Raw genomic sequence first — 22,253 nt, forward strand, 5'->3', positions numbered from 1 at the left:
ACGAGCTCACCGTCGAGGACCAGCTGCTCCGGCAGCGTGCGGGCGGCCGCGGCGAGGTCCGGGAAGGAGCCGGTCAGGTCGGCGCCGTTCCGGGACTGCAGGAAGGCGCGCCCGGGCCCGGCGAAGAGGAGCGCTCGGTAGCCGTCCGCCTTCTGTTCGAAGGCCAGCCCGCCCGGCAGCGCGGCGTCCCGGGGCAGCGCCGGGCGGGCCTCGGCGAGCATCGGCTGGAGCGGCGGATGCAGGGTCACGGCTCTGGTCTACGCCGCAGTGACGCCAGTCGCATGTTCGCAGTGCGCCAGCGGGCAGAGCGAGGGCTGCCAACGCGACCTTCAGGCGAGCTTGGACAGGATGCGCTCCGCGCGCTGCCGCCTTACCTGTTCACGTTCGGCGTCACGCGTCCGCGCCGCCTGCTGACGGGCTGCGGCTCGTGCGTCTGGGTTGAGCAGGCGGGCGACGGTCGTGGGATGCCACCGGCCGCCGCGCTTGCTCGGAATGCCCTTCTCGTTCAGCCGCTGGCAAATCCCGCGGATGGACACGCCCTCCGATTGCCAGGCGCGCATCTGCTCAAGGACGGCCGCCTCATCGGAGTCCACGGTGAGCGCCTTGCCCTCAGCGCGCTGCCCGTATGCGGGCGCTCCGTAGGCGTAGCCGCCGCTCGATGTCTTCGTCTTGCGGCCGTTGCGCAGCCGCTTGGCGATGAGTCCGCGCTCGAGCTGGGCGGCGGCCCCCATCACCTGCCGGACGAACGTGCGCATCGGGTCGTCTTCGTCGTCGGCCAGGTGCTCGCCGCGGTCGGCCGTGAACAGCCGCCCGCCGTGCGCCCACACAACGGAGAGGACCGCCTCCTGCTGGGTAAGCTGCCGTGCCACCCGGTCGAGGTTCGGAGCGAGAATCCCGTCCGCCTCTCCGTTGGCGAGCAGTTGCAGCGCCTCGGTGAGCCCGGGGCGTTCGTCGTCGCCGGCCTTGCCGGTGATCCCGCCGTCCGTGCAGACGCGGACGATCCGCACGCCTCCGAGCGCGGGGCCAGCGGCGCGGGCCCACTTGCGACAGTCCTTCTCCTGCGCCTCAAGGCCGTAGCCGTCCAACTGCCCGGCGGTGGAGACGCGCAGCAGCATCACGAGGCGAAGAGCGCGGCGCTGGGGTGTCGTCACGCCTTTGACAGTACACATTTTCTGGCATAGATGTAACAGACCAGGTTGAGGCGCTACGCTCACCTCATGAACCGTGAGTTGGACGCTTCACGCGGCGCAGCAAGCCCGGGCGCTATCCCTCCTGAGTACCTGCAGCGCATCGAGGCGGCTGGACGGCTGAGGACCCGGATGGCAGTCGCATCCTGCCCAAGCAGTTGACGGTCATCTTCGACCATCACATCGCCAGGTGCTTGCGCGCCGCTGACCCCGTCGCCGCATTGCGTGAGCATGGCTTCGAGGAGTGCGCCGCGGCGCTCGAGAAGTCCCATCGAGGCTGACGAGAAGCTCGCCCTCTGGAGCACCTCCGGCCAGGCCAGCGTCTTCCTCGCCGGGCCTGTCGACCCGGGACGACCTCCGCGACGGAGAGCGGGAGCTTCTTGCCCGCGCCGAGAAGCGTGCGCCTGAATTCGCATGAGCAGGAACGCTGGTCTGCTCCCGTGGGAAAGCGGGACGAACGTCAGGGCAGCCAGTGATCGGGAAGGTGCATGTCTGCTGTGTCAGCATTCCTGATGGCGGCTAGGAGGTCATCGGGAGCAGGGCCGCTCGCCTCGATGAAGGAAACTTGGGCACCAGAGAACGTCGCCTCGTGAAAGGACACCACGCCGCTGGCGAAGTCCGCGCCGCTGAAGGCCACATGCCCGTCGGAGAGTGTCACTCGCCCAAAGGACGCGAAGCCGCCGGAGAACTTCGCTCCGATGAAGCTCACTGTCCCGCCAACAAACACCGCCTCGTTGAAAACCGCCAGGCCGCCTGAGAACTCCGCTTCGACGAAGGAAACCTCGCCCTCCGAGAACGTCGCCCCGCCGAAGTTGATCATGCCAGAAAACGTCGCGCGCATGAACGAGACCGCACCTCCGGAGAACGTGGCGCGATGGAATGACACCGACCCGTCTTCTGTGAACGTTGCGCCACTGAAGGACACCGTGGAGCCCTCGGCGAACGTTGCGCCGCCGAAATCGATCTCACCGTCGATCACTACGCCGGTCAGATCCAGGTTGCAGCCCTGCCATGAGCGGTGAGTGCCCTTGGGGATGCGGTAGTGGTCTCCGATGAGACGCAGGATTGTGCGTCGGACCTCCCGGACAGCGTGATAGCGGTCCTTCTCCCTTTGGTGCTTCTCCTCCCACTCCAGGCCGGGCGAGCTGCCATCGGGCAGGGCGGGCGGGTCGCCGGGGTCGTCGGGAAAAGGCAAGCGAAGATAGGCACAAAGAACGTCGATGCAGGTCTGACGCAGGGCGTCGTCGGGGGCGTCGTCTGCAAGGCCGGCCAGGGCGTGGACACCGCCAAGGCTGACGGCTGGGGCGTCTGAGCCGAGTTGCTCAACAGCCTGGGTGAAGCGCTCGGTGTGCAGTCGGGTGGCTTCGCGGTGGGCGCCAGCCTCATCGACGCGTTGACGGCGGTAGGCGACGACCAGGGCAACGAGTGCGCCGGCCCCGGCGACCACACCGAAGGAGAGCTTCACGATCTCGAAGAGCGTCTTCGCGTCGAGCTTCGCAGTGGTGTCGATCTCCTCGAAGTCCAGCAGGGTGATCAGGAATGACAGGACGCCGCCTGCGGCCAGGATCGCCACGATGAAGGTGACCGTCAGCGCATAGCCGACCTTCCACAGCCGCAACTCTCGGTCGCTGGAGACTGACCGCCTCCACCGGGTGAAGCTCATGCTGTGACTTCCTTCAGCGCTCCGTACTCGTCCAAGCTCCACCGGACGCCAGCGCTGTCGGTGAAGAAGACAACCGGTCGATCCGTTGCCACCCGCTCATGGCCGATGACTCCTGAGTTGAAGACCACGCACGCCCCACCTGCACGGAGTTCCGACACGGGCGACTGCAGGTTGCCGCCTGTCGCCACCCACCAGGTGGGACCGTCCCCGCCGCGGACCCGAGTGGCCCCTGGAACTCTCTTCCGGGCTCCGTGCCGCGCCCAGGCAGGATCCTCCCGACCGAAGCTGAGCGAGACGTCATGGACGGATTCGTTGCTCTCATTGATGACGTGCGCTACCAAGAGATTCGACGGCGGCCTGCTGCCCGGGGCCTCCCTCTCTGCGTCGGAGGACAGTAGGGCCTGCACTTCCATACGGACCTGCCGGGCCTGTTCTTGCTTCCGTTCGTTCGCCGCAGACTGCAACGCCTCCCGCTCAAGGGCGAGGTTCATCGCCTGCTGCGCGATGTACTGCCTCTGCTCAGCAATCTGCTGCTGCTGGCTCCTCAGCATCCCCCGCGTGTAATACGCCGCCAGAGCAGCGAACCCGCCAGCAACCCACGTCGGGGCGTCGCCCCAGTCGATCCCACCCATGGCGGCAGCGTAGATGGCCACTCGACCAAATGGGTGACAGACGCCGGGCTGCCCCCTGATCTCGGCGCAGAAGGCTATGGAGGGTCAGGGTTGCGAGAGCGCATCAGGTCCGGGCAGATCCCCGTCGGCCGGCGCATCCCCTCCCAGGCCGAACTCGAGGCGGAGACCGGCGGGACGGTGTCACGCCGCACCATCAAGAGCGCAACGGAGCTCCTCATCAAGGAAAGGCTCGTCGAGGGCGTGCAGGGCAAGGGGACCTTCGTCGTCGCACTGCCGGAGTAGGTGCCCCAGGCGCGACGAAGCGCCCCCGCCTGGCCCGTTGCGGGGGCCAGGAGGGGGCGCGGTCACACTCCAGTTCGGTTGTACTCGTCGATCCGGTCCGGCGGCGCTGGCGGCTCGATGCCCTGTTCGCGCATCTGCCCTGTGAGGGCGTGCACGTAGGACGCGAACGCCCGGACCAGCGAACGGAGCGAGCGGGTCTCTGTCCGCAGCTCGTCGATCTCGTGCTGCATGTCCTCTCGGATCGTTTTGAACGCCGCGAGGTCGGCGGCCCGCTGCGAGGGCTCGGCCTGAGCCTGAGCCGCCGCCTCGTTCGCCCGGGCCGTCGCCTGCGCGGCCTTCGTTGTCGCCCGGGCCGTGAAGACGATCCCGATCAAAGTAAGCAGTGACCCGATCACGGCCACGACAGCTGGAGTCATGCGGTGCTGCCTCTCCGGGCGCGCCGCGGAGGTGGGGCCACCTCGTACTCGGGCACCGTGGCGGCCCACATGATGACCCCGACGTGCGAGGTGAGATACCAGATTGCGACGAAACCGCCGCGGGAGTAGTCGCCACCGATGACGGCGGCCGCGTAGGCCGTGGCCCACACGGTGGGGGGAATGAGTGCAGCCCCGAAGCCGAGCCAGTCCCGGCCGACGTGCAACCAGGCCGCAGCGAAGGTGACGAGGCCGGCGCCGATCCAGAGCCAGGACCAGTGTCGTAGGGAGCACAGGTAGGTGAGGAGCTGGAGCCCGTTGCCAGATGGCGGGTCGACGAGGAAGGAGATGCCCCAGCAGGTCTTCCCGATGCCGAGGATCGCGAGGAACTGGCCGCGGCGGCCCAGCACTCTGGCGAGCCGCCGGACCGTCCGGCACATCAGATGGCCACCGGCCCGGGCCTCTCGCCCGCGGGCGCGGCGCTCGGGCAGGTCGGGTAGGCCGGCGGGCGGGCCCAGCCGAGGAACCAGCCCGCCACGGTCTGCAGCGTGCTCCCCCGCAGCCGCTCGCCCAGGCGCTCGAGGAGGCGGAACGCCAGGTAGTAGAGGAAGGTCACGACCGCGGTGACCGCGGTGGTGACCTGCTCGTCGGACAGGTCGAGGCCGGCCCACAGGGCTAGGCTGATCAGCCACCCGGCGACGAGCGGCACCGCGGTACGCATGACGGAGATGAAGAGTGCGGGCATGGTTAGTCCTTCACGTCGAAGCCGTAGCGCTCGCCGAGGCGGCGCAGGGTGGTCTTGCCGGGGATGCCGTCGGCGTCCTTGCCGGTGTAGCCGCAGCGGCGCTGCCATGCCGCGTAGGCGGCGACCGTGCGCGTGCCGAAGTGGCCGTCCGCGTAGGCCCGCTTCAGCAGTCCGGCCCGGACGAGGGCGTCCTCGACGGTGCGGGCGCCGCTGTAGCTGACGGGTGTGCCGGAGGCGGCCGGGTCTCGGCGGGCCGCGGTCACGAGCTTGCTGAGGTCGACGACCGGACGCGTCGGCGCGGCCGGCTTCTCCGGGGCGGGCTTGGGCGCGGGCTTCGGCTCCTGGTCCTCGAGGAGCTCGGCGACGCGCGCCCGGATCCGGTCCATGGTGAGCGCGGGACCGCCCCGCTCCCCGATCGGGCCGCGCGGGTCGATCTTGCCGGGCTGCCACTCGCTGTGGCCGATAACGGAGCGGGCGCCCCAGCCGTGCGCCCGGCAGATCGCGGCGGCGGCCTGCGCGGTCGCCTCCACCTGCGCCTCGGGCCAGGGGTCCTTGTTGTCCCCGAGGTTGACGCACTCGAAGCCGTAGAAGCGGCTGTTGCCGTCGGTGTTGGCCTCGTTGTCCGCGGGCAGTCCCGGGGACTCGGCGATGACCGCGCGCAGGACGTCGTCGTCGCCGGACCCGGCGTGGTTGGCGCGCCCGTTGCCGACCAGGTGCACGGTGCCGTCCTTGGCGATGACGCCGTGGCACAGCGGGCCGGGAAGGGAGGCGTGCCCGTGGAAGCACAGCCGCACCGAGGCGTCGGTGCCCTCCGTCACGGTGTGGTGGATCATCACCCCGTTGACCGGGCCCCACGGCCCCTTCTTGTTGCGGTTGTTGCTGCGCCAGCCGGTCGTCTCGACGACCTTCACGCCCTCCTTGCGGAGGGCTCTCACAAGGGCATCGGCGGACAGGGGGTCAGCCATACAGGCCTCCAGACATGCGGAAGCCCCCGGCAGCGGCGCGGGGGCGGTGAGCGGGCGGTGGGTCAGGCGGGCAAGGTGGCCGTGAGGGCACTGACCATGCGGCGGGCCAGGTAGGCGTGACCGGCATCGGTCGGGTGCACGTTGTCGGCACCTACGTAGGCGGCGACCTGCCCGGCCCGGATCCATGGGCCCTGCTCAGCGACGAGGTTGCCCGTCGCGTCGTAGACGTTGCCGGTGACCGGGCTGGCGAACGGGTATCCGACGCTCGAGGCCGCTGCCCGCAGCGTCTCGTCGGTGTTGACGATCGAGGCGGCGGGGCTACCAGTCGGCGCCCAGCACCCGGCCACGAGTACCTGGGCCTTGGGCACGCCAGCCCGGATCACGGCGTACAGATCCGTGGCCGCCGCGGCAATGGCCGACTGGGAGCCGCTGTTGTCGTTGTATCCACCCCAGATCACCAGGCGGTCGGGTGCCCACGGGATCACGTCGATCGGGGCGCGGGTGCCGAACGTGGCGGTGGTTCCGGGGGTGATGTAGCCGGTTCCGCCTCGGCCCTGCTCCCACACGTCGGTGGAGCCGAGGAGACGCCCGGTGCGGTGAACCCACGTGCCCTGACCTGCTCCAGTGTTCTGGTTGCTGCCGTCGCCGATGCTGTCGCAGAGGGCCATGAACCGTCCGCCGCGGTGCATGACCTGCCACATCGACGCACTCGGCGGCAGGTACACGCCGCCGAACGGCATCGTGGTGAAGTCCAGGCGGATGCGGCGCGGGGCCGCGGAACCGAGGTCGATGGTCAGCATGTGCCCGGAGCCGGCCGTCGTGCCGCCGCTGCTCTGCATCAGGTCCGTCACCTTGCGGCCGTCGATGGACAGCCGGTACATCGACGCGGTGCTGATGTACTTGAAACGGACCTGCATGACCTGGGCATCGGTCCCGAACTCGACGGACCAGTGGCTCTGACCGCTGGCATAGGTGTTCGGGTAGCGGCTCAGCGGCAGCACGTAGTTGGTGTCCGGGGCGACGGTGCCCGCGGTGAAGTTGCCCGCGCCGGCCCAGGTGTACGGGCCGCGGACGTCGGTGCCGGTAAGCGCGATCGGAGCCGGGGAGTACCGGATGTACCCGGACGTGGGTGTCGTCGTCTGCGTGGTGGCGATGGTCGGCGCGGCCCCGGAGTACAGGCTGTCCGCGAGGACCTGGTCCGGCATGTCCCGGCGCCGCCACGGGCTGCCCCAGCGGACTCCTGCGGCGGAGGCCGGGTCAGCGACGAGGGTTTCGCCCAGGCCGCCGACACCGAGGCGCGTCACCGAGGCAGAGGCGTCAGCCACCAGCAGGTCGCCCTTGGCGGTGGCCGTGGACTTGGCGACGGAACCGGACGTTGCCGCGGAGAACGCAGCGCCGAGGTCCGAGGTGAGTGTCCGTCGGCGCGGCCCGCCGCCCCCGTTGGCGTCGAGGTACAGCGACTGCACTCCGTCCGGGCCCCAGAACTCCGGCACGGCGCCGGCGTTGTCGGTGACCAGCTGCCCGTCAAGGAGCGGGGTGACACCGTCGGCGGCCAGGAGGTCGGTGTGCTGGGTGCCGCCCGTCGCCGCAGACCAGGCGGTTACCGGTACCCCGGCGATCAGGGACGCTCGACCGGCCTCATCCGGAGCGATGACGTAGTCGGCTGTGGAGCCGAACAGGTAGCGCGCCACTCAAATCCTCCACGCGATGCTGGTGCCTTGGACGAAATCGCCCTCGGCGATGTCGGGGTGCTGCGTCAGGTAGACCTGACCTGGGCCGTCCTCGGCGTTCGCCGCGTTGACGGTGATGCGCGCGGGCTTCTGGCCGGTCACGTAGGCCCCGGCGTACTGGGCGCGCGTGGGGTGCCGGTATGCCTCCGGAATGGTGATGGGAAGCCTGATGTTCGTGGCGGCCGCGAGGGTGCCGCCGGTTCGCTTCCAACTTCCGAGACGGCATGTGACCAAGCCGCGCTCCAGTTCGAGGACCGTTTCCACGCTTGTCTCCCAGCCGGACAGGGGGACGGTGGGGATGGTTGACTGCCCTGGCTCGTGCAGCACAGCCCACGTGGTGCCGGTCCAGAGCACCAGGCGGCCGGTGTCGGTCTCGAAGGCTTGCTCTCCACGCTGCGGGAACAGCGGCCTGGAAGGCGAGTTGCACGGCCGGATCCGGGTACCGACGTACTGTTCCTGCCGCTGCACGGTCACCGATGTCGCACCGTTCGGGACGGTCACCTGCGCGACAGGAACCTCCCATAGGCCGGTGCCACCGGTGTCCCGCACAAGGCTGGGCGCGCTGGAGCCGGGTGCCCCCTGTCGGACCGCCGCAGTGACCTGCCACGTGGACCGATCGAGTCGGAGGACGACGCGGTCGTATCGCGTCTGACCGCTTGCGTTCGCCGTGACGGGCAGGGTGAACGGCGCGCTGCCAGACGTCCAGTAGTGGCCGCGCACGGACGCACCGACATCTGCGCTGACCTGCACATTGAGGCCGGGCGCTGCCGTGACAACTGCCGAGTCCGCCGGGCTTCCGTACACACCGTCGTCCGAGAACCGTGCGCTCAGCAGTTCGTACTCGGCGTCGGTCACGACCCTGTCGTTGTAGTCCGGGCTGGGCCAGGATGCCTGCGCCACGGCTCACCTCCTCGTCTCGAGCCGCGCGAGGCGGCTGGTCAGGGCGCGCAGCTGGCGCACGGTCTCGGGGTCACTGGTGGCGCCCTGGCTGCCGATGACGGCGGTGACGTACTCGCCGGCCTCGGGGGTGGCCTGCATCTGGATGGAGCGGACGATGTCGGCGACCTCGACGCCGTCCCGGACCGCGACCGTGACGCGGTCGCCCAGGCCGTAGTCGCGGCCGGCGCGCAGGTCCGGGGTGTCGACCGTGACGGTCGCCAGCTCCACCTGTTCCCGGGTTTCGGTGAGCTCGGCGTCCCCGGCGGCGGTGAGTTCACCGTTCACGTTGTTCGGGGCGCCGCCGTCCAGGTAGCGCTCGATGCGCCACCAGGCGCTCGCCGCCGCGGCGTCCGACCGCTCGATGAACGTGCGGCTGGTGCTGCCCTCGATCTCCGTACCGGCCGTCAGTACGTGCGTCGCGGTCGGTGCCGTTGACCGGTAGGTGACGCTCCTCAAGTTGCCCAGGCCGCGCGAGAAGCGCGCGATGCCGGTGAGGTCCTGCGGTTGGTAGACCTCGAAGAGGATCTGCGCGCCGCTCTGCCGGGTGCGGAAGCCGAGTTCGCCGCCGGCCGCGGCTGCTGCACGGCACACGTCCAGCAGCGGCTCGAAGCGGGTACGGACGGTCGTCGTGGTGCCGACCCCGGCGACCGGCCCGAGAGCCAGGCCGGGGATCCGGCGCGCGGCCAGGGCGCCCGGCCCCGCATTCTCATTGACCAGGGTTCGGATGATGCTCTCGGCACCCGTGGCGTTGATCTGCCGCCACGTGAAGCCGGGCTGGGTGGACCAGCCCGAGGCGGGCACGGGCCAGGTGATGTACCCGGCGAGCACGGCCAGGTCGTCGGCCCATGCCGCGGTGACGGTGCCGGGGCCCGGGTCCTGATCCACGCTCCAGGCGTAGCCCACCGGGGCCTCCATCGGACCGGCGGACCAGACCTTGCCGTCCCGGATCATCACGATCCGGTTGCCGGGCTGCAGGAGTTCCATCACGTCGTCGCGGGCGGGCAGTGTCAGCAGCCCGGCCCCGGGCTCGTTGAACCGCGTGGTGACGTCCGCGTTCGTCCATCCGTCGAGCGTCCCGAGCACCTTGAGCTGGCGGTCCGTCACCAGGAAGGACAGGCTCATGCGGTCTCGTACCTCGGGTAGTACGTGCAGTCGATCGCCGTGCCGGGGCCGGATCCTGCGACCACGAAGGACACCTCGGTCTCGCCGGGCGGCAGGCTCCACAGGACTGCCGTGGGCCAGTCCAGGCCGCCGAGCAGGTTCTCCCCGCTGCCGGATCGGACGCTGGGCGGATCGGTGGAGATGATGACGGTCTCACCTGGGAGGAGCGGCCCGTGCGGGGTGTCGGACATGGTGAGGGTGAAGGACCCTGTGAGGGGGCCGTCCGGGCCCTGGATGGTCCGGGTGAACGTTGCCGCGGAGAGCGGCCCGGTTAGGGTCCAGGAGGGCCAGACCTCCACGTTGCCGCGGTTCACCAACGTCGTGTCGCCCAGGGTCTGGGACGACGAGACCGTCGGGTATGGCACGAGGTAGTCGGTGCCGGTGCCGCTCTCCCGGTGGATGCTCTCCGGTTCTGTGTCGACCCAGTACGGGTCCGGACAGAGGAACGTGACCACGGCCTTGTCCCAGGTGATGCCGGAGCCATCCGACCCTTGCCCCTCCCAGCCCTCCTGGTAGGTGACCGCGATCCGCCGTATCCGGCCGTCCGGGCGGCTGACCTCCAGCCAGCCCGGACGGCCCTCCGTCAGGGTCCGCGTGATGGCGTACCCCAGCTCCCGCCACAGGTCGATGAACGACTGGTGATCGTCGCCCTGCACCCACATCGGCCAGACGATCGTGCGAGCCTGCGCCTGCACGTGCCGGATGACAGCGCCGCCGCGCGGATGCGGGTCCGACGTGACCGTGTACGGGGTGGCGCCAAGGCCGCTCACGCCCTGCCCGAGGACCCACCAGTCCAGCTCGAGGTCCGTCATCATCCAGCGGCGCCCGGTCGGGTCGACGTAGGTGATGGAGACGCAGCCCAGCTGCTCCACCGGCATCTGGGGCGCCGGTACGGCCGGCGTCTCCGGTGTCGGATCCGGGCTGGTGGTGAGCGCCGTGATCAGGGGCATCTATCGGGGCCTCCCCACGCGCTGACGCGCTTCGTTCTGCCGGGTGATCAGCTGCAGGTCGCCCGCACTGATCACGCTCTGTCGCGGATAGACGTTGTAGGTGGTGGAGTGCGCCACCTGGCCGCCGGACCAGCCCGGCGGTGCGGCCGGTGCGGCGTAGAGCCGGGCGGCCTGCCCGATGGGCACTGCGGCGTAGCCGAGCGCGGCCGCCGTCTTCTGCAGCAAGGCCACCGAGCGTGCGGAGCCGTTCCAGGGGATCCACGCCTCAGGGACGCCGGCCTCGCCCGCGAGGACGTGGGTCGGCCCATCGGTGATGCCGCCCAGCGCCATCCGCACGCCTTGGTCCTGCATCCCCCGCACGAAGGTGCTGCTCCCAGGGATGGCCTTGATCTGCTTGGCGTACTGGGGCGCGATCGCCACCAGCGTCTCCCAGTCGACCCCGGCCGCGATGACGTCGCTGACGGTCGCTCCCTTCTTGCCGGACAGCACGCCGAGCATCGTCGTGACGGCCAGCAGCTGCTCCTGGGTGAGGAGCTTGCCGTTGCTCTTCAGCGCGTCGTTCGCCTTCTTCGCTGCGCTGCTGCTCTTCACGGCGGCCGCGGCGATCGCCTCGGCGTCCGCATCGCCCTGCCCGGCGAGCTGCACGGCCAGGTCGCCGTAGCCGGACTGAGCGAGCTTGAGCAGGTTGGCCTGGAACGTCTTACTCGTCGACGTCGCAGCGGTGAGCTGCTTGGTGTAGTCGGCGAGCGTGGCGGCAGCCGTTGGAGCCAGAGCCTTGAGGTCCGCGACGATCGCCTTGAACTGCGCGCTGCTGGCCTTGGCCAGCGCGTTGACCAGGGAGCGTCCCGACTCTCCCAGCCCTCTCAGCGTCTGCTCGACGTCGTACCCGGCCTTCTTGCCGATGGCGGAGAGGTTCTTCTCCCACTTCGCCGAGGACTTCACCGCGTCGTCGAGGTTCTGCGCGTACCCGGTCAGCGAGAAGCCGGACGTCTTGCTGCCCTTCTTCAAGCCCAGCGCGGCGTTGGCCTCATACACGGCAGCGCGGGCGTCCGCGACGGCCTTCCGCGTCGCCCTGGTCGAGCTCTTCGCCTGCTCCTTCAGGGCATCGTTCAGGTCGGCCCAGGCATCCCGGAGGCGCTGGATGTCGGACTCGTAGTTGCTCTGCACGGTGCTGGTGCTGATCTGCGCGGTCGCCGCGGTGTAGGTGTAGCCGCCGCCGGCGTACCGGCCGATCTGCCCGCCGCCAGCGAACCGCTCGGCGTTCAGGGCGTTGAAGAGCCCCAGACCGTACTTCTGCACGGCGGCCGCGCGGATCACGTACTCGCCGTTGCTGACCCAGGCGAGAATGCTGTCCGAGGTGCCGGTGCCGGGGCCCTCGATGGCACCGCCGCCCGGGTAGCCGGGGATGAGCCCACCGTGTGCGCGCTTGAGCTGCTGGCCGGCCGAACCGGGCTTCCGGGCCGTCCCGCTCTCGTGGTTAATGACCCAGTTGTGCACGGTCTTCCCGCGCAATGAGTTGATCTTCCGCTGGATCGCGTCGACAGCTGCGGCCGGCCCGCCGGTCGGGACGTGCACCTTCACGGTGCCGTCCGGCAACCGCTCGACCTTGATGCCGAGCTCCTCCAGGTGGGCCTGAGCCTCGGCTGTGAGGGCGTCGACCGTGATGCTCTTGCCCTTGGTCTTCGCCAGCTTGTCCAGGACGGCCTGAAGGCCTTCCCGCGCGGCCTCTGTGCGGGCCTGGACATCGGTGGTCACCTCACCCGGCACTTGCAGGTAGGTGTCAATCAAGGCGTTGGTCGCGTCCTTGGAGAACCCGGCCGCCTTCATCTGCTCGCGCAGCAGCTCGATGTCGCGCTCCAGGACGGCCTGGCCCTGCTCCTGGCTGCCGGTCTGCTCGGCGACCGCTTGGGCGTGCGCCATCGCGGCCTCGGCCGCCTCCAGGAAGGCGCTCTTGTTCTGCTGGCCCTTCTCCGTGCTGATGTCCAGCGTGCGGCCGTTCTCGGCGATCGCCTCAGTCAGCGACCGCAGCGAGCCACGGAACGCGATCTCTCTGCTGGCGGCGTCGATGTTGACGCCGTTCAGCTCCATCAGCGTGTCGGCCAGCCGCTCGGCCTCGGTCCGTGTGTCCTGGATCTGGTCGGCGGTCATCCCGAGCTCCTTGGCGAGCTCGGCCTGCTCCTCGGCGGACAGCACGGACTGGGTGTCCAGGGAGACCAGGGCCTCCTCGTAGCCGGGCAGCAGCGTGCGGAGCTTCTCCGTGGACGTGCCCTGCTTCTCGGCTTCCTGCGAGAGCCGGTCGAAGGCCTTCGCTGCCTCGTCCGGAGCCCCGGACGAGACGAGCTGCTTCAGCGCGTCGTCAACGGCCGTCAGCTTCTCCCGGGCGCGCTCCAGCTCCTCGTCATCACCGATACCGAGGTGGGTCATCTCGTACAGGACATCGCCGACGCGGTCCAGAGCGCCCGGGTGGGCGATACGGGCGACGGCCTCGCCGAAGCCGTCCAAGTCCTTGCCGAGGGTCTTCGCTGCCTCGCCGGACGCTTTGCCGGTCTTGGCCAGCTTCAGCAGCGAGTTGGCCATCTTGTCGACCTTGGGCGGAGCCTCGTCCATGGCATCGAACGCAGCCTCGACACCCCAGCTGAAGGCACCGAGAGTGGCTGTCACCACGCCCAGGCGCCCGAGCCCCATGAGAGCGGCCCGGGCCCGGGCGGCGGTGAGGCCCATGGCGGACAGGGCGATGGTGGTCTGGTGGATGCGCGGGACCAGGATCAGGATGGCCGCGCCCGCAAGGGCCGCGGCTCCACCGATTCCGGCGAAGCCGACCACGGCCTGCTGCAGACCGGGCGGCAGGCTGTTGTAGGCGTTGACGACGCTAGTGATCCACTGCGTCATCTCCCGCAGCGCGCCGTTGGCGGCCGACCCGCCCTCGATGAGCGCCACCTCGATGGCGCCGCGGAGCCGCTCGAGGTCACCGATCAGGTTGTCCGTCTGGATCTTGGCCATCCGCTGGGCAGCGCCCTGATCGTTGACGGCGGTGGTGTAGCGCGTGATGCCCTCGGCGCCGAGCTCGTAGAGGATCGTCGCCGACCGCACGGCATCGCTGCCGAAGATGGTCGCGAAGGCCGCGTTGCGTGCCTCAGGGGTGAGGTTCGCGAAGGAGGACTGCATGCGGGCGGCCAGCTCGGTCAGGCCGACGAACTGGCCCTGAGCGTCGTAGGCGCTGAACCCGACGCTGTCCATCATGGCCGCGGCTTCCTTGGACTGCGGGACCAGGCGCTGCAGCATCACCTTCAGCGAGGTGCCGGCGTCCGAGCCGATGAGCGCACGGTCCGCGAAGGCACTGAGCGTGCCGACGGTGTCCTCGAGGCTGAGGCCGGTCTGGGCTGCGAGAAGGCCGCCCTGACGCAGGGCCATGCCCAGATCGTGGACGTTCGTGGCGCTCTTGTTCGCGCCGGCGCTGAGGACGTCAGCGATGTGGGAGACGTCCTTGCCCTTCAGCTCGAAGGTGTTCATCGCCTGCGCGGACACGATCGCGGCCTCGGTGAGGTCGATCTGTCCTGACGCGGCCAGCGCGAGAGAGCCCTTCAGAGCACCGCCGATGATGTCCGCGGTGGCGATGCCCGCACGAGCCAGCTCGGCCTGCGCGTTGGCCGCCTGCGTCGCCGTGTAGCTGGTGGTCTTGCCCGCCTCCAGTGCGGCCGAGCGGAGCTTCTGCATCTCCGCACCGGTGGCACCGGTGACGGCCCTCACGTTCGACATGGCCTTGTCGAACTTCGCGGCCGACGCCGCGGCGACGGCGAACCCGGCCACGAGCACGGTGCCGACCTTCGCGCCGGCGTCGGCCAACTGCCCGGTGTTGTGGGCGGCGGTCCGCATCGACCGCGTGTAGCCGCTGATGTCCGCCCGCAGCCGGACGGTGACCGTGCGGTCGGCCATGGATCACCTCCGGTGCGTGTGGACGTGGAGGCCCGCGGTGTCGCCGCCCGCCTCCTGGAAAGCGCGCACGGCGCGGGCGGACTCGGCGCAGGCATGGCACTGAGTCAGGTCGGAGGCGTAGGCGTACTCGTTCTCCTGAGCAGTGGCCTCGCCCCATGGGCTGCCGCAGTCAGGGCACTGGTCGGCCTCGACGTGCAGGAGGGCGAGCGCCCAGTCCCGGTCCTCGTCGAGCCACAGAGGCTCACCGGGACCGGGCATCGGGCGGCCGAGGAAGATGCTGCGCGGGACACCCCAAGCCCGAGCTGCCTCTAGCTCTCGCCGCCAAGGCCCGCCAGGAGTGCGGAGGCGGCCAGCGAGAAAGGGACGGCACCCGACCGCGAGGTGTGGACGTCCCAGGCGGCGTCGAAGAGCTCCTTGACCTGGCCCTGCGTGATGACCTCGAACAGCTCGGCGGCCTGGTCCTCGTCCATGACCGGGTCGACGCAGCTGGCGGAGATCAGAGCCCGCGGAAAGGTCTCTGAGTCGAACGCCTGGTTCTCGTCCTTGGCCGGGTGCGCGGCCATCAGGTCGCTGTACTTCCTGTCGCCGATGTACCGGAACCGGAACTCGGTCTCGGAGTCTTTGATCTGCCGGTTGATCTCGGCGAGCTGTTCGGCCAGGGCCCGCGCCGGGTGCCGGTCAGCCATCGACATCGGCTCCCAGCTCTCCCCGGTGACGCGGGCGATCTCGTCCTGCAGGCGTGCGGCCTCACCGGCCAGGTCACCCGAGAGGCACAGCCGGACTGTGCGCTCCCGGGGCTTGGCCGCCTTGAGGATGTCGGCGATGTTGGCCATCAGGCGCCCGCCACCACGGCGACGTCCGTCGCGGCCGGCGCGCGCAGGAACAGCGGCGCGACGAACTTCTCGACGGTGTTCGCGGCCGACGCCTGGTCCTGCGGCTCGCCCGTCTTGACCGGGTAGATCTTGACCAGGTCACCGGTGGCGTAGGCGTCCTCGTAGGGCTGGCCGCGCCGCACGACGAAGTAGCCGCTGGTGCCGTACTTGAGGGTCTCGTAGGGCTCGTCGTCGGTGCCCGTCTCGCTGATCTCGCCCCGCTTGAAGGTGATGCTCATGCCGTCGTAGTTGCGGCGGCCGGGGGCGGACAGGTCGTCGCGGGAGGCGAGCGAGCCGGTGTCGACCGCGGCGGTCGTCGGGGAGATGTTCAGCCCGTCGGGGGTGATGCGCTCGGTCCAGTGCTTGCCCGCGTTGAGCTCGGTCGCGGTGGGTGCGGTGATGTCCGCGATGGTCGTCAGCCAGCTGACCTTGGTCATGCCGTCGCCGATGAGGTCGGCCATTTCTCCTCCAGAAATGCGCAAGGGCCCCGGTCAGGGGCCCTAGTTGGGGTGGGGGTCAGGCGGGGATGGAGTGCAGCCGGTACTGGACCGGCACGAACCAGAGAGGCGGGGTGACGTCGTCGTCGCGGGCGACCGGGGGCCCGCCGAGGTCTTCCGGCCGCCAGCTGCGGCGGCCGTCCACGGTGAGCGGCTGTGCGAGCGCCCGGCGGACGCGGCCGGCCACCCACAGGGCCCGCTCCGCCGTCGTGCCGATGCATGTCATCTGCACGACGGCGGCCAGGTCGGTGGGTCGGCCGGAGAGCGACGAGGAGGACGCCCGCCCTGGGTCGGGGTAGACCACGCAGTACTGCGTCGGTGTGCTCGCGGGAGCCCCGCCGAGGTAGGCGGTCAGGCCGCCTGCGGCGAGAGCCTCCATGACCGCGTCGACGTGGGGCAGGACATCCGGGACTGGGACGGTCATGCCGACCGCCAGGTCAGTCCACGCTCGGCGAGGAGCGCCATCTGCGCCTCGAAGCGGGGCTCCTCGGCGTCGAGGGCGCGGCCGCCGTCCCGGTGGGGCGGGTTCTTCACGCTGCCGTACTCCAGCAGGTTGCCGAGCGCGCCCTGGGGGCCGCCCTTGTCGGGCCCGATCGTCGCCATGACGACGTCCTGGCCGTAGCGGGCGATGTCGTAGCCGATGCTCCGCGGGTAGTGGACGGCGTGCTTGGGTGCGGTCTGCCGTGCGTTGAGCCTCCAGTCGTTCTTGATGTTCAGCGCGCCGCGAGCGGTGACGGCGTGGGCGTCCCGGCGCGTGACGGCGATGCCCCGGGTGAGGTGCCGCTCGAGGCGCCGCACCTCCGACATGTCGATGTCCATCAGGATCGGTCCTCCGCAGTGATCCTCCAGGCTGTGGCCTGCTCACCCATCTGGGAATCGACGACCCACAACGTGACGCCCACGAGGCGGGCGTCATGGGACTCGAGAACGTGCACCTGATCGCCGGCCAGAAGCCGAGCCTCAGCAGGGAATGTCGTCGCCCACGGCAAAGAGACGACGTACCGGCGCAAGACGCTCTCCCTCTCCCCAACCTGAACGTCCCGGCCCGCCGTCACCTCAGGGCGCACCCAAGCCCGCCCCTCGTACAGCACCAGCGATGAACCTGGTCGTGTCTCACCGGTCTCCCGGTCAAAAGCCGCCGGCCCAACACGATGCAGGCGCACCTGATCCCGCATCCGCGCCTCAGCTTCGCGCCGACCTGCCTCCAACGCGGCGTCCAGTGCGCTCACCGGGTCGCCACCGTCCCGATCCGACGGCGGTAGTCCCTCAGCATCTCCTTGTGCGCGGCAGAGAGCGTGCCCGAGCCGAGCGTCTCCGAGGCGAAGGTCCGCCGGTAGTCATCGATCGAGACATCCCGCAGACCCCCTGGATTCGTCACCGTCATCACGGCGAGGTCCAGGCAGACGGCCCTCACATCGTCGGGCACTTCCTCGTAGCCGTGCGTGTATGTGACCTCGACGAGGCCCGGGTCCGGGTAAGTGGTGGTGCCGGGGAGGCGCCGCCACCCACCCGTCCGCAGCAGCCGATCACCCGAGAGCACCCAGTCCTGCAGGATCAGGGCGTTCACCCGCACTCGAGAGACCGAGACGACCGGCATCTGCGGTAGGACGAGTTCCCGTTCGTCGATGACCCTCAGTGCGACCACGTCATCAACGACGCGCGTGATGGTCTGCCGAGTCCAACGACGGATGATTGCCGACGCGGAGGCCAGGGCAAGCTCTGCGGCTTCGGCCGGCACATCAGCCTGAGCCTGTGCGGCGAGATCGGCCGCCGTGGCGAACGGTGGCAGTGCCATGACGGCCAACCTCCTCCTGGGTCAGATGCCGTGTGACGCCTGGCGGGCCTTCGCGGCGGCGTCCTTGTCGGTCTCCGGAGTCGGCAGCCCTTCGGTCACCCCGGCCACCGTGTAGTTCTCGTTCGGCGTCGGGTCCGTCTCCACGCCGTAGAAGCCCTGCTCCTGCGCCTTGTCGGTGGCCTGCTGCACGCCGCGGGCTACCTCGTCCCCTTCGGGCACGTCCTGGTTCTGCGGCTCGCCGGCCGACTTGCTGCTGGATCGCGTTGCCACGATGCCCTCCTAGGTGCCCACCAGGGCTGCGCGCCCAGGCGGATTGCGATGACTTGGACAGTGATGGCCGGCCTGAGTGATCAACGCCAGGCCGGGGTTCGTACTGGGGACCGTGCAACTGGCGACCCCCCGTCGGTAGATCACGCGCCGACGGTCTTGAGCACACCCACCGGGTAGCGGCTGGCCTCCGTGGGTTGCTCGTTGTTGATCCGGTTCGACACCTGCCAGCCCACCCGGAAGGTGAGCCGGACCGCGGTCATGTCCTGCTGAGCCAGGTTGTAGATGATCGCGCCGGTGTTGTCCTGGATGACGGCCTGGTCGAGAACCTTCATCGAGATGTCGGACCGAACTCCGATCACGAACTCGTTCCAGTCACCCGCGAACAGGCGGACGCCGTCGACGCCCGCGCCGCCAGCGAGGGGGAACATGCCCTTCATCGCGTACTGGATGGGGTAGCCGTCCAGCGTGCGCAGGTCACCCGAGGTGCGGCCCACGTCGAGCTTGCGGCCCTGCGAGTCGCGGGCACGCCGCAGCTTGCTCTTCGCGGACGTGGCGGCGACGAAGCCGTTGACCTCGAAGCCGTCCGCCTCGACCTTCTCGTAGACGTTGTCGATGTCGCCGAAGAAGCCGCCCTGGGTCGCCGCAGTTCCCTCGTTGACGCTGTTCCCAGCCGCAGTGGCGGCGCTGAGGATGTTCGTCGGGAAGGACGACGGCGCGTTCGTCCCGAAGAAGATGGTGGAGTCGAGGAGCCGGCCGAACGCCTCCCGCACCAGCGGCTCCGCCTCGTCCCACAGGTCCGCGTCGGTGTCGGCGAGGACGTTGTCGGGGAACGGGACGATCGTCGCCATCTCCTCGATGTTGAGGAACTTGTTCTGCCAGTTGACCTCGGTGGTCTGCTTCAGACCCGTGTCACCGGAGACCCAGTACGCCACCGGCAGCGCCGACAGGACCGGCAGACGAACCTGGCCGCGGGCGACCGGGATGCGCTTGAACATGCTCAGGGCCGCGGAGTCCTCCACGGCCTTGCCGAGCATCTCCTTGGAGACCTCCTCGGGGATGAGCGCCGCGGCGTCCGTCCTGGAGGTGATGTTGTTGTAGGCCACAGCTGAGCCTGCCTTTCGTCAAGACGGCCGGCCGGTTCGAGCCGGGCCGGACGTGGTTAGGCCACACCCGCCTGCTTGCGGATGAGGTCGGTCATGGAGGTCGGCTTCGCCGCGGTGCTTCGCGCGCCCCCGTCGAAGGAGGGCGGCGCGGCGGTCTTGCCGAGGTGCGGCTTCCGCTTGAGCAGGTCCGCAAGGGCCTTCTCGATGCCCTCGCTGTCGACGTCGCCGTCGTCGCTGACGAACTCGCTGACGTTCAGGAAGGCGGCCGCGTCCGAGGGGTCCGCGAAGGCGGTGGAGGCCAGCGCCTTCACCTCGGCCCGCACGGCGCGCTCCGTCATTGCGACGATGCGCTCCTGGGTCTTGGTCAGTGCTTCGTTGGCCTTCTGCAGTTCCGTCTTGTCGAGGTCGTCGATCTCCTGCAGCCGCGCGGCGTGCTCCTTGGCGGTCCTTTCGGCCGCCCGCGCGCGTTGCTTCCACTCACTGAGCGCCTTCTCGCCGGCGGGCCCGAGAGGGGCGTCGTCGGCAGGCGCCGAGGCCGCAGAGGCAGGCTGCCCGGTGGGCTCGCCCGCCTGCGGTGTGGTGGATTCGGTTGCTGACTCACTCATGTGCGCTCCCGTTGCGGGATCAGGCCGCGCGTTGCGCGCGGTCAGGTCAGGTAGCCAAAGCGCCGCAGCATGGCGACCGCTTCGTCTCGGCTCTCGGCGAGCTCGAAGATCTGCTCCGGCATCAGGCGGGGCGTCCGCAGTTCGAAACGCGGCAGGCCCTGCTGGGTCTCGATCCGGTCCCGGGCGAAGCGGATGCCGGTTTGCTGCTCCGTGCGGGCTCTCTCCAGCCGGTAGAACGCGCCGCGGCGGGTCGTGCCCTCCCGGGTCGCCAGCACCTGGCGGCCGTAGGCCGTCATCGTCGCCATCCCGCGCCGGGCGTTGACGACCTGCGCCATGTCGGCGCCCTCACGGATCGCGCGGGCGCCAGCAACTCCAAAGACCCGTTCCTGCTCGGCCCGCGAGAGGCCGCGGAAGTAGGCGTTGGGATCCAGGAAGCCGCGGCCGCCTGCCCCGGGCCGCGTGGTGGGCGAGTACACGTCGGAGTTAATCGCCCCGCCTCTGCGGCCCTGGTTGCGGGCGATCAGGGTCGTCGGCAGGTGGACGCAGTCGCACCTGGGATGCCTCTGGAAGCCCTTGTTCCAGCCGTACTCGACGCCCGCCAGGATGATGCAGCGCCCGCACGCCGGAGGCTGCACCACCCGCACGTAGCCCTGAATGGTGCGTTTGCCCGCCATCGATGAGCCGACTGCAGCCCGGCCGGCCTGCGTCACCTCTGACGAGCCGAGCATCAGTGCATGCCGCAGCCCGGCCATCAACGCGTCCTGCACCCCGAGGCCGCGGCCAATGCGCTCCTTCGTGCTGATCACCGACAGGTACATCAGCGACTCGAGCGCCCGGCCGTCCGAGGCCAGCCCGGCGAAGGAGGACGGCCGAACCTTGCCCACCCGCTCCGGGTCGGCACCCTCGGCGTCCGCGACCGCGTCAACGTAGTCGTCGGCCAGGCCAGCCGAGGCCAGCTGTCCGGCGGCCACCATTTCCACGATGCGCCGGCCGACGCCCGCGTCCCACGACCCCGTCAGGTCGGCGGCGTCCAGCAGCCCCCACAGAGCCTGGATCCGATTCACGGCCTTCCGGGTCAGCCGCTGCTGGCGGCGGTAGTAGTCCAGCCCGATGCGCCTCGCTGCTGCTGCCACCCGTCAGCCCTCGACCGGCCCCGACGCCGGCGCGGTCGGCTTCGGGCCGTACTCGGCCGCCACGTCGCCCGCCAGCGCCCGGTCCAGCGCGTCCTCGCCAAGCTTGCGCCACCGCTCGATCTCCTGCGGCGTGGCTCCCCAGCGCTCCCACAGCACCTCGCGCGGCACCCCCAAGGAACCCATCTTCACCAGGGCGTCCACCAGCTCGCCCTCGGTGCGCCACTCCGGGGACTTCCACACGATGCGGGCCTGGGAGGAGGCGAAGCCGGCTAGGCGCATCGTGCGTTCCAGCCCCTCCTCCAAGAACCGGCGCCGCTGGTAGATCTTGTGGATGAGGCCCGCCTCCGCGGCCTTCAGGGCTTCAGCGGAGAGGTTGACCAGCGAGCCGAGCAGGTAGTGCGGCGGGGTGGAAGTGATCGCGGCGATGTCGTGGACGTCCTCAACCTTCGCCTTCAGGTACCCAGACAGGTCGGCTGCGGCGAATTGCCCGAACTTGGCTCCGGCGTCCTCGGCGATGAGGATCTTGTTGACGGCGACGTCGAACGGCTCGATCTCCTGCCCGTTGTCGTCGAGCGGAATCTCCATGCCCGTAGCCCACTTCTGCGGGAAGGCAGCCGCCTCCTGGGTCATCATCCGGTCCGAGATCGTCTTGTTGATCCGGTCCTGGATGCCGGTCACCGACCGCAGCTCCGACGCCCCCGGCTTCAGCATCCGCGGCCGGTTCGCCAGCTCCCCGAACGGGACCTCGCCGAGGACGTTCGTCCCGCCCCACTCCTCCCCGGTCACCTCGCGGCGGGACCACCGCGGCCGGCCGCCCGCCTTCGGCTCCGGCGCCTCGAACTTGTAGATGCGGTCCGGGAGGTAGACGGTGCAGCAGAGCTTGGCCGTCCAGTCGTCCAGCCACAGCTTCAGCGCGGCGGCAGGAACCCCGGAGGCGTCCGGCCGATACTCGACGATGACCTGCGTCGGATGCTCCGGAGTGATCCGGAAACCTCCACCGGATGCGGGCGACACCATCAGGTACGCCGTGCCGTGGATCGCTGCCTCCAGGAAGGCGAGCTGCGAGCCGCCGTCCAGATTGTTCTCCTGCCACAGCCTCCAAGCCGCCTGGTCGGCGTCGCCTTCCACGTCGGACTGGAAGCCGGCCACTTCCAGGCGGCCCACGAAAGCGTCCACCACGAGCTCGCAGTAGTTCGCCCGGGACATCTTCAACAGGCGGCGAAACGGCGCCCTCGCCTTCTCATGCAGATGCGGCAGAGGGTGCTCGCACTCGTAGTAGGCGTCGAAAACCTCCGTGTCTCCTGACCGCTTAGAGAGCTTCTCGTACAGACGGTCCCGCCACCACTCCGGCGACTCGACAGCAGGCTGAGGCATGCGC

The 22,253-nt window shown here is 69.8% G+C and carries 25 protein-coding genes and 1 pseudogene; 1 reads left to right on the plus strand and 25 read right to left on the minus strand.

Annotation, left to right across the window (positions count from 1 at the left end):
• The 4 genes and pseudogenes from HW445_RS02230 to HW445_RS02245 form a co-directional block, all read right to left on the minus strand.
• Nucleotides 1-248, minus strand: a pseudogene (locus HW445_RS02230) (ATP-dependent DNA ligase); the annotation flags it as partial.
• A gap of 81 nt (nucleotides 249-329) precedes the next feature.
• Nucleotides 330-1,151, minus strand: a complete 822-nt coding sequence (locus tag HW445_RS02235) for a recombinase family protein (protein ID WP_308798149.1) — start codon at nucleotides 1,149-1,151, stop codon at nucleotides 330-332.
• A 496-nt stretch (nucleotides 1,152-1,647) separates the two neighbouring features.
• Nucleotides 1,648-2,850: a pentapeptide repeat-containing protein gene (locus HW445_RS02240; RefSeq protein WP_180219333.1), complete on the minus strand. Its 1,203-nt coding sequence runs from the start codon at nucleotides 2,848-2,850 to the stop codon at nucleotides 1,648-1,650.
• The gene (locus HW445_RS02245; RefSeq protein ID WP_180219334.1) at nucleotides 2,847-3,482 is read right to left on the minus strand and encodes a hypothetical protein; all 636 of its coding nucleotides are present in this window, start codon (nucleotides 3,480-3,482) and stop codon (nucleotides 2,847-2,849) included. Before HW445_RS02245 ends, HW445_RS02240 begins: the two co-directional genes overlap by 4 nt.
• Nucleotides 3,483-3,572: 90 nt before the next feature.
• On the opposite strand from HW445_RS02245, the gene HW445_RS02250 reads away from it, so the two are divergent.
• Complete coding sequence (locus HW445_RS02250) at nucleotides 3,573-3,764, plus strand: GntR family transcriptional regulator (RefSeq protein WP_257230775.1); 192 nt, start codon at nucleotides 3,573-3,575, stop codon at nucleotides 3,762-3,764.
• A 62-nt stretch (nucleotides 3,765-3,826) separates the two neighbouring features.
• Here HW445_RS02250 and HW445_RS02255 read toward each other — a convergent pair whose 3' ends face one another.
• The 21 genes from HW445_RS02255 to HW445_RS02355 all read right to left on the minus strand — a co-directional run bounded on the left by HW445_RS02255 (nucleotide 3,827) and on the right by HW445_RS02355 (nucleotide 22,249).
• A complete protein-coding gene (locus HW445_RS02255; protein WP_180219336.1) occupies nucleotides 3,827-4,180 on the minus strand; it encodes a hypothetical protein in 354 nt (117 codons plus the stop codon).
• Entirely contained in the window at nucleotides 4,177-4,617 is a 441-nt protein-coding gene (locus HW445_RS02260; RefSeq protein WP_180219337.1) for a hypothetical protein, read from the minus strand. The genes HW445_RS02255 and HW445_RS02260 overlap by 4 nt, the downstream gene beginning before the upstream one ends.
• Entirely contained in the window at nucleotides 4,617-4,922 is a 306-nt protein-coding gene (locus tag HW445_RS02265) for a hypothetical protein (RefSeq protein ID WP_180219338.1), read from the minus strand. Before HW445_RS02265 ends, HW445_RS02260 begins: the two co-directional genes overlap by 1 nt.
• Before the next feature lie 2 nt (nucleotides 4,923-4,924).
• A complete protein-coding gene (locus HW445_RS02270; RefSeq protein WP_180219339.1) occupies nucleotides 4,925-5,887 on the minus strand; it encodes an N-acetylmuramoyl-L-alanine amidase in 963 nt (320 codons plus the stop codon).
• 62 nt (nucleotides 5,888-5,949) lie between these two features.
• Nucleotides 5,950-7,578, minus strand: coding sequence for an SGNH/GDSL hydrolase family protein (locus HW445_RS34050; RefSeq protein WP_180219340.1), 1,629 nt, complete (start codon nucleotides 7,576-7,578; stop codon nucleotides 5,950-5,952).
• Nucleotides 7,579-8,517, minus strand: coding sequence for a hypothetical protein (locus HW445_RS02280; RefSeq protein WP_180219341.1), 939 nt, complete (start codon nucleotides 8,515-8,517; stop codon nucleotides 7,579-7,581).
• A gap of 3 nt (nucleotides 8,518-8,520) precedes the next feature.
• Nucleotides 8,521-9,678, minus strand: a complete 1,158-nt coding sequence (locus HW445_RS02285; protein WP_180219342.1) for a siphovirus ReqiPepy6 Gp37-like family protein — start codon at nucleotides 9,676-9,678, stop codon at nucleotides 8,521-8,523.
• The gene (locus HW445_RS02290) at nucleotides 9,675-10,667 is read right to left on the minus strand and encodes a phage tail domain-containing protein (protein ID WP_180219343.1); all 993 of its coding nucleotides are present in this window, start codon (nucleotides 10,665-10,667) and stop codon (nucleotides 9,675-9,677) included. The genes HW445_RS02285 and HW445_RS02290 overlap by 4 nt, the downstream gene beginning before the upstream one ends.
• Nucleotides 10,668-14,600 (minus strand): phage tail tape measure protein, encoded by a 3,933-nt coding sequence (locus HW445_RS02295; RefSeq protein ID WP_180219344.1) that lies wholly within the window; start codon nucleotides 14,598-14,600, stop codon nucleotides 10,668-10,670.
• 3 nt (nucleotides 14,601-14,603) lie between these two features.
• The gene (locus HW445_RS02300; protein WP_180219345.1) at nucleotides 14,604-14,858 is read right to left on the minus strand and encodes a hypothetical protein; all 255 of its coding nucleotides are present in this window, start codon (nucleotides 14,856-14,858) and stop codon (nucleotides 14,604-14,606) included.
• Between the two features lie 50 nt (nucleotides 14,859-14,908).
• Nucleotides 14,909-15,433, minus strand: coding sequence for a hypothetical protein (locus HW445_RS02305; protein WP_180219346.1), 525 nt, complete (start codon nucleotides 15,431-15,433; stop codon nucleotides 14,909-14,911).
• Entirely contained in the window at nucleotides 15,433-15,933 is a 501-nt protein-coding gene (locus HW445_RS02310) for a hypothetical protein (RefSeq protein ID WP_180219347.1), read from the minus strand. Before HW445_RS02310 ends, HW445_RS02305 begins: the two co-directional genes overlap by 1 nt.
• Nucleotides 15,934-15,988: 55 nt before the next feature.
• Nucleotides 15,989-16,393: a hypothetical protein gene (locus HW445_RS02315; protein ID WP_180219348.1), complete on the minus strand. Its 405-nt coding sequence runs from the start codon at nucleotides 16,391-16,393 to the stop codon at nucleotides 15,989-15,991.
• On the minus strand, nucleotides 16,390-16,788 hold the full coding sequence (locus HW445_RS02320) for a hypothetical protein (protein ID WP_180219349.1): 399 nt from the start codon (nucleotides 16,786-16,788) through the stop codon (nucleotides 16,390-16,392). The genes HW445_RS02315 and HW445_RS02320 overlap by 4 nt, the downstream gene beginning before the upstream one ends.
• Nucleotides 16,788-17,198: a DUF6093 family protein gene (locus HW445_RS02325; protein WP_180219350.1), complete on the minus strand. Its 411-nt coding sequence runs from the start codon at nucleotides 17,196-17,198 to the stop codon at nucleotides 16,788-16,790. The genes HW445_RS02320 and HW445_RS02325 overlap by 1 nt, the downstream gene beginning before the upstream one ends.
• The gene (locus HW445_RS02330; protein ID WP_180219351.1) at nucleotides 17,195-17,764 is read right to left on the minus strand and encodes a hypothetical protein; all 570 of its coding nucleotides are present in this window, start codon (nucleotides 17,762-17,764) and stop codon (nucleotides 17,195-17,197) included. The genes HW445_RS02325 and HW445_RS02330 overlap by 4 nt, the downstream gene beginning before the upstream one ends.
• A 21-nt stretch (nucleotides 17,765-17,785) precedes the next feature.
• Nucleotides 17,786-18,034 carry a hypothetical protein gene (locus tag HW445_RS02335; RefSeq protein WP_218956486.1) on the minus strand — a complete coding sequence of 83 codons (249 nt, stop codon included), beginning with the start codon at nucleotides 18,032-18,034 and terminating at the stop codon, nucleotides 17,786-17,788.
• Nucleotides 18,035-18,174: 140 nt separating this feature from the next.
• A complete protein-coding gene (locus tag HW445_RS02340) occupies nucleotides 18,175-19,137 on the minus strand; it encodes a phage major capsid protein (protein ID WP_180219352.1) in 963 nt (320 codons plus the stop codon).
• Nucleotides 19,138-19,193: 56 nt separating this feature from the next.
• On the minus strand, nucleotides 19,194-19,742 hold the full coding sequence (locus tag HW445_RS02345) for a hypothetical protein (RefSeq protein WP_180219353.1): 549 nt from the start codon (nucleotides 19,740-19,742) through the stop codon (nucleotides 19,194-19,196).
• Between the two features lie 41 nt (nucleotides 19,743-19,783).
• Nucleotides 19,784-20,875, minus strand: coding sequence for a hypothetical protein (locus tag HW445_RS02350; RefSeq protein ID WP_180219354.1), 1,092 nt, complete (start codon nucleotides 20,873-20,875; stop codon nucleotides 19,784-19,786).
• Between the two features lie 3 nt (nucleotides 20,876-20,878).
• Entirely contained in the window at nucleotides 20,879-22,249 is a 1,371-nt protein-coding gene (locus HW445_RS02355) for a phage portal protein (protein ID WP_180219355.1), read from the minus strand.
• Nucleotides 22,250-22,253 lie beyond the last annotated feature (4 nt).

This window comes from Streptomyces sp. UH6 (assembly GCF_013421635.1).
Taxonomy (GTDB): Bacteria; Actinomycetota; Actinomycetes; order Streptomycetales; family Streptomycetaceae; genus Streptomyces; species Streptomyces abyssomicinicus.

Coding starts and splice junctions, on each gene's coding strand:
- HW445_RS02255 (WP_180219336.1), bottom strand. CDS start 4,180: ATGACTCCAGCTGTCGTGGCCGTGATCGGGTCACTGCTTACTTTGATC.
- HW445_RS02320 (WP_180219349.1), bottom strand. CDS start 16,788: ATGGACATCGACATGTCGGAGGTGCGGCGCCTCGAGCGGCACCTCACC.
- HW445_RS02295 (WP_180219344.1), bottom strand. CDS start 14,600: ATGGCCGACCGCACGGTCACCGTCCGGCTGCGGGCGGACATCAGCGGC.
- HW445_RS02245 (WP_180219334.1), bottom strand. CDS start 3,482: ATGGGTGGGATCGACTGGGGCGACGCCCCGACGTGGGTTGCTGGCGGG.
- HW445_RS02270 (WP_180219339.1), bottom strand. CDS start 5,887: ATGGCTGACCCCCTGTCCGCCGATGCCCTTGTGAGAGCCCTCCGCAAG.
- HW445_RS02305 (WP_180219346.1), bottom strand. CDS start 15,433: ATGGCCAACATCGCCGACATCCTCAAGGCGGCCAAGCCCCGGGAGCGC.
- HW445_RS02345 (WP_180219353.1), bottom strand. CDS start 19,742: ATGAGTGAGTCAGCAACCGAATCCACCACACCGCAGGCGGGCGAGCCC.
- HW445_RS02355 (WP_180219355.1), bottom strand. CDS start 22,249: ATGCCTCAGCCTGCTGTCGAGTCGCCGGAGTGGTGGCGGGACCGTCTG.
- HW445_RS02310 (WP_180219347.1), bottom strand. CDS start 15,933: ATGGCCGACCTCATCGGCGACGGCATGACCAAGGTCAGCTGGCTGACG.
- HW445_RS02290 (WP_180219343.1), bottom strand. CDS start 10,667: ATGCCCCTGATCACGGCGCTCACCACCAGCCCGGATCCGACACCGGAG.
- HW445_RS02260 (WP_180219337.1), bottom strand. CDS start 4,617: ATGTGCCGGACGGTCCGGCGGCTCGCCAGAGTGCTGGGCCGCCGCGGC.
- HW445_RS02265 (WP_180219338.1), bottom strand. CDS start 4,922: ATGCCCGCACTCTTCATCTCCGTCATGCGTACCGCGGTGCCGCTCGTC.
- HW445_RS02315 (WP_180219348.1), bottom strand. CDS start 16,393: ATGACCGTCCCAGTCCCGGATGTCCTGCCCCACGTCGACGCGGTCATG.
- HW445_RS02330 (WP_180219351.1), bottom strand. CDS start 17,764: ATGGCACTGCCACCGTTCGCCACGGCGGCCGATCTCGCCGCACAGGCT.
- HW445_RS02300 (WP_180219345.1), bottom strand. CDS start 14,858: ATGCCCGGTCCCGGTGAGCCTCTGTGGCTCGACGAGGACCGGGACTGG.
- HW445_RS02285 (WP_180219342.1), bottom strand. CDS start 9,678: ATGAGCCTGTCCTTCCTGGTGACGGACCGCCAGCTCAAGGTGCTCGGG.
- HW445_RS02240 (WP_180219333.1), bottom strand. CDS start 2,850: ATGAGCTTCACCCGGTGGAGGCGGTCAGTCTCCAGCGACCGAGAGTTG.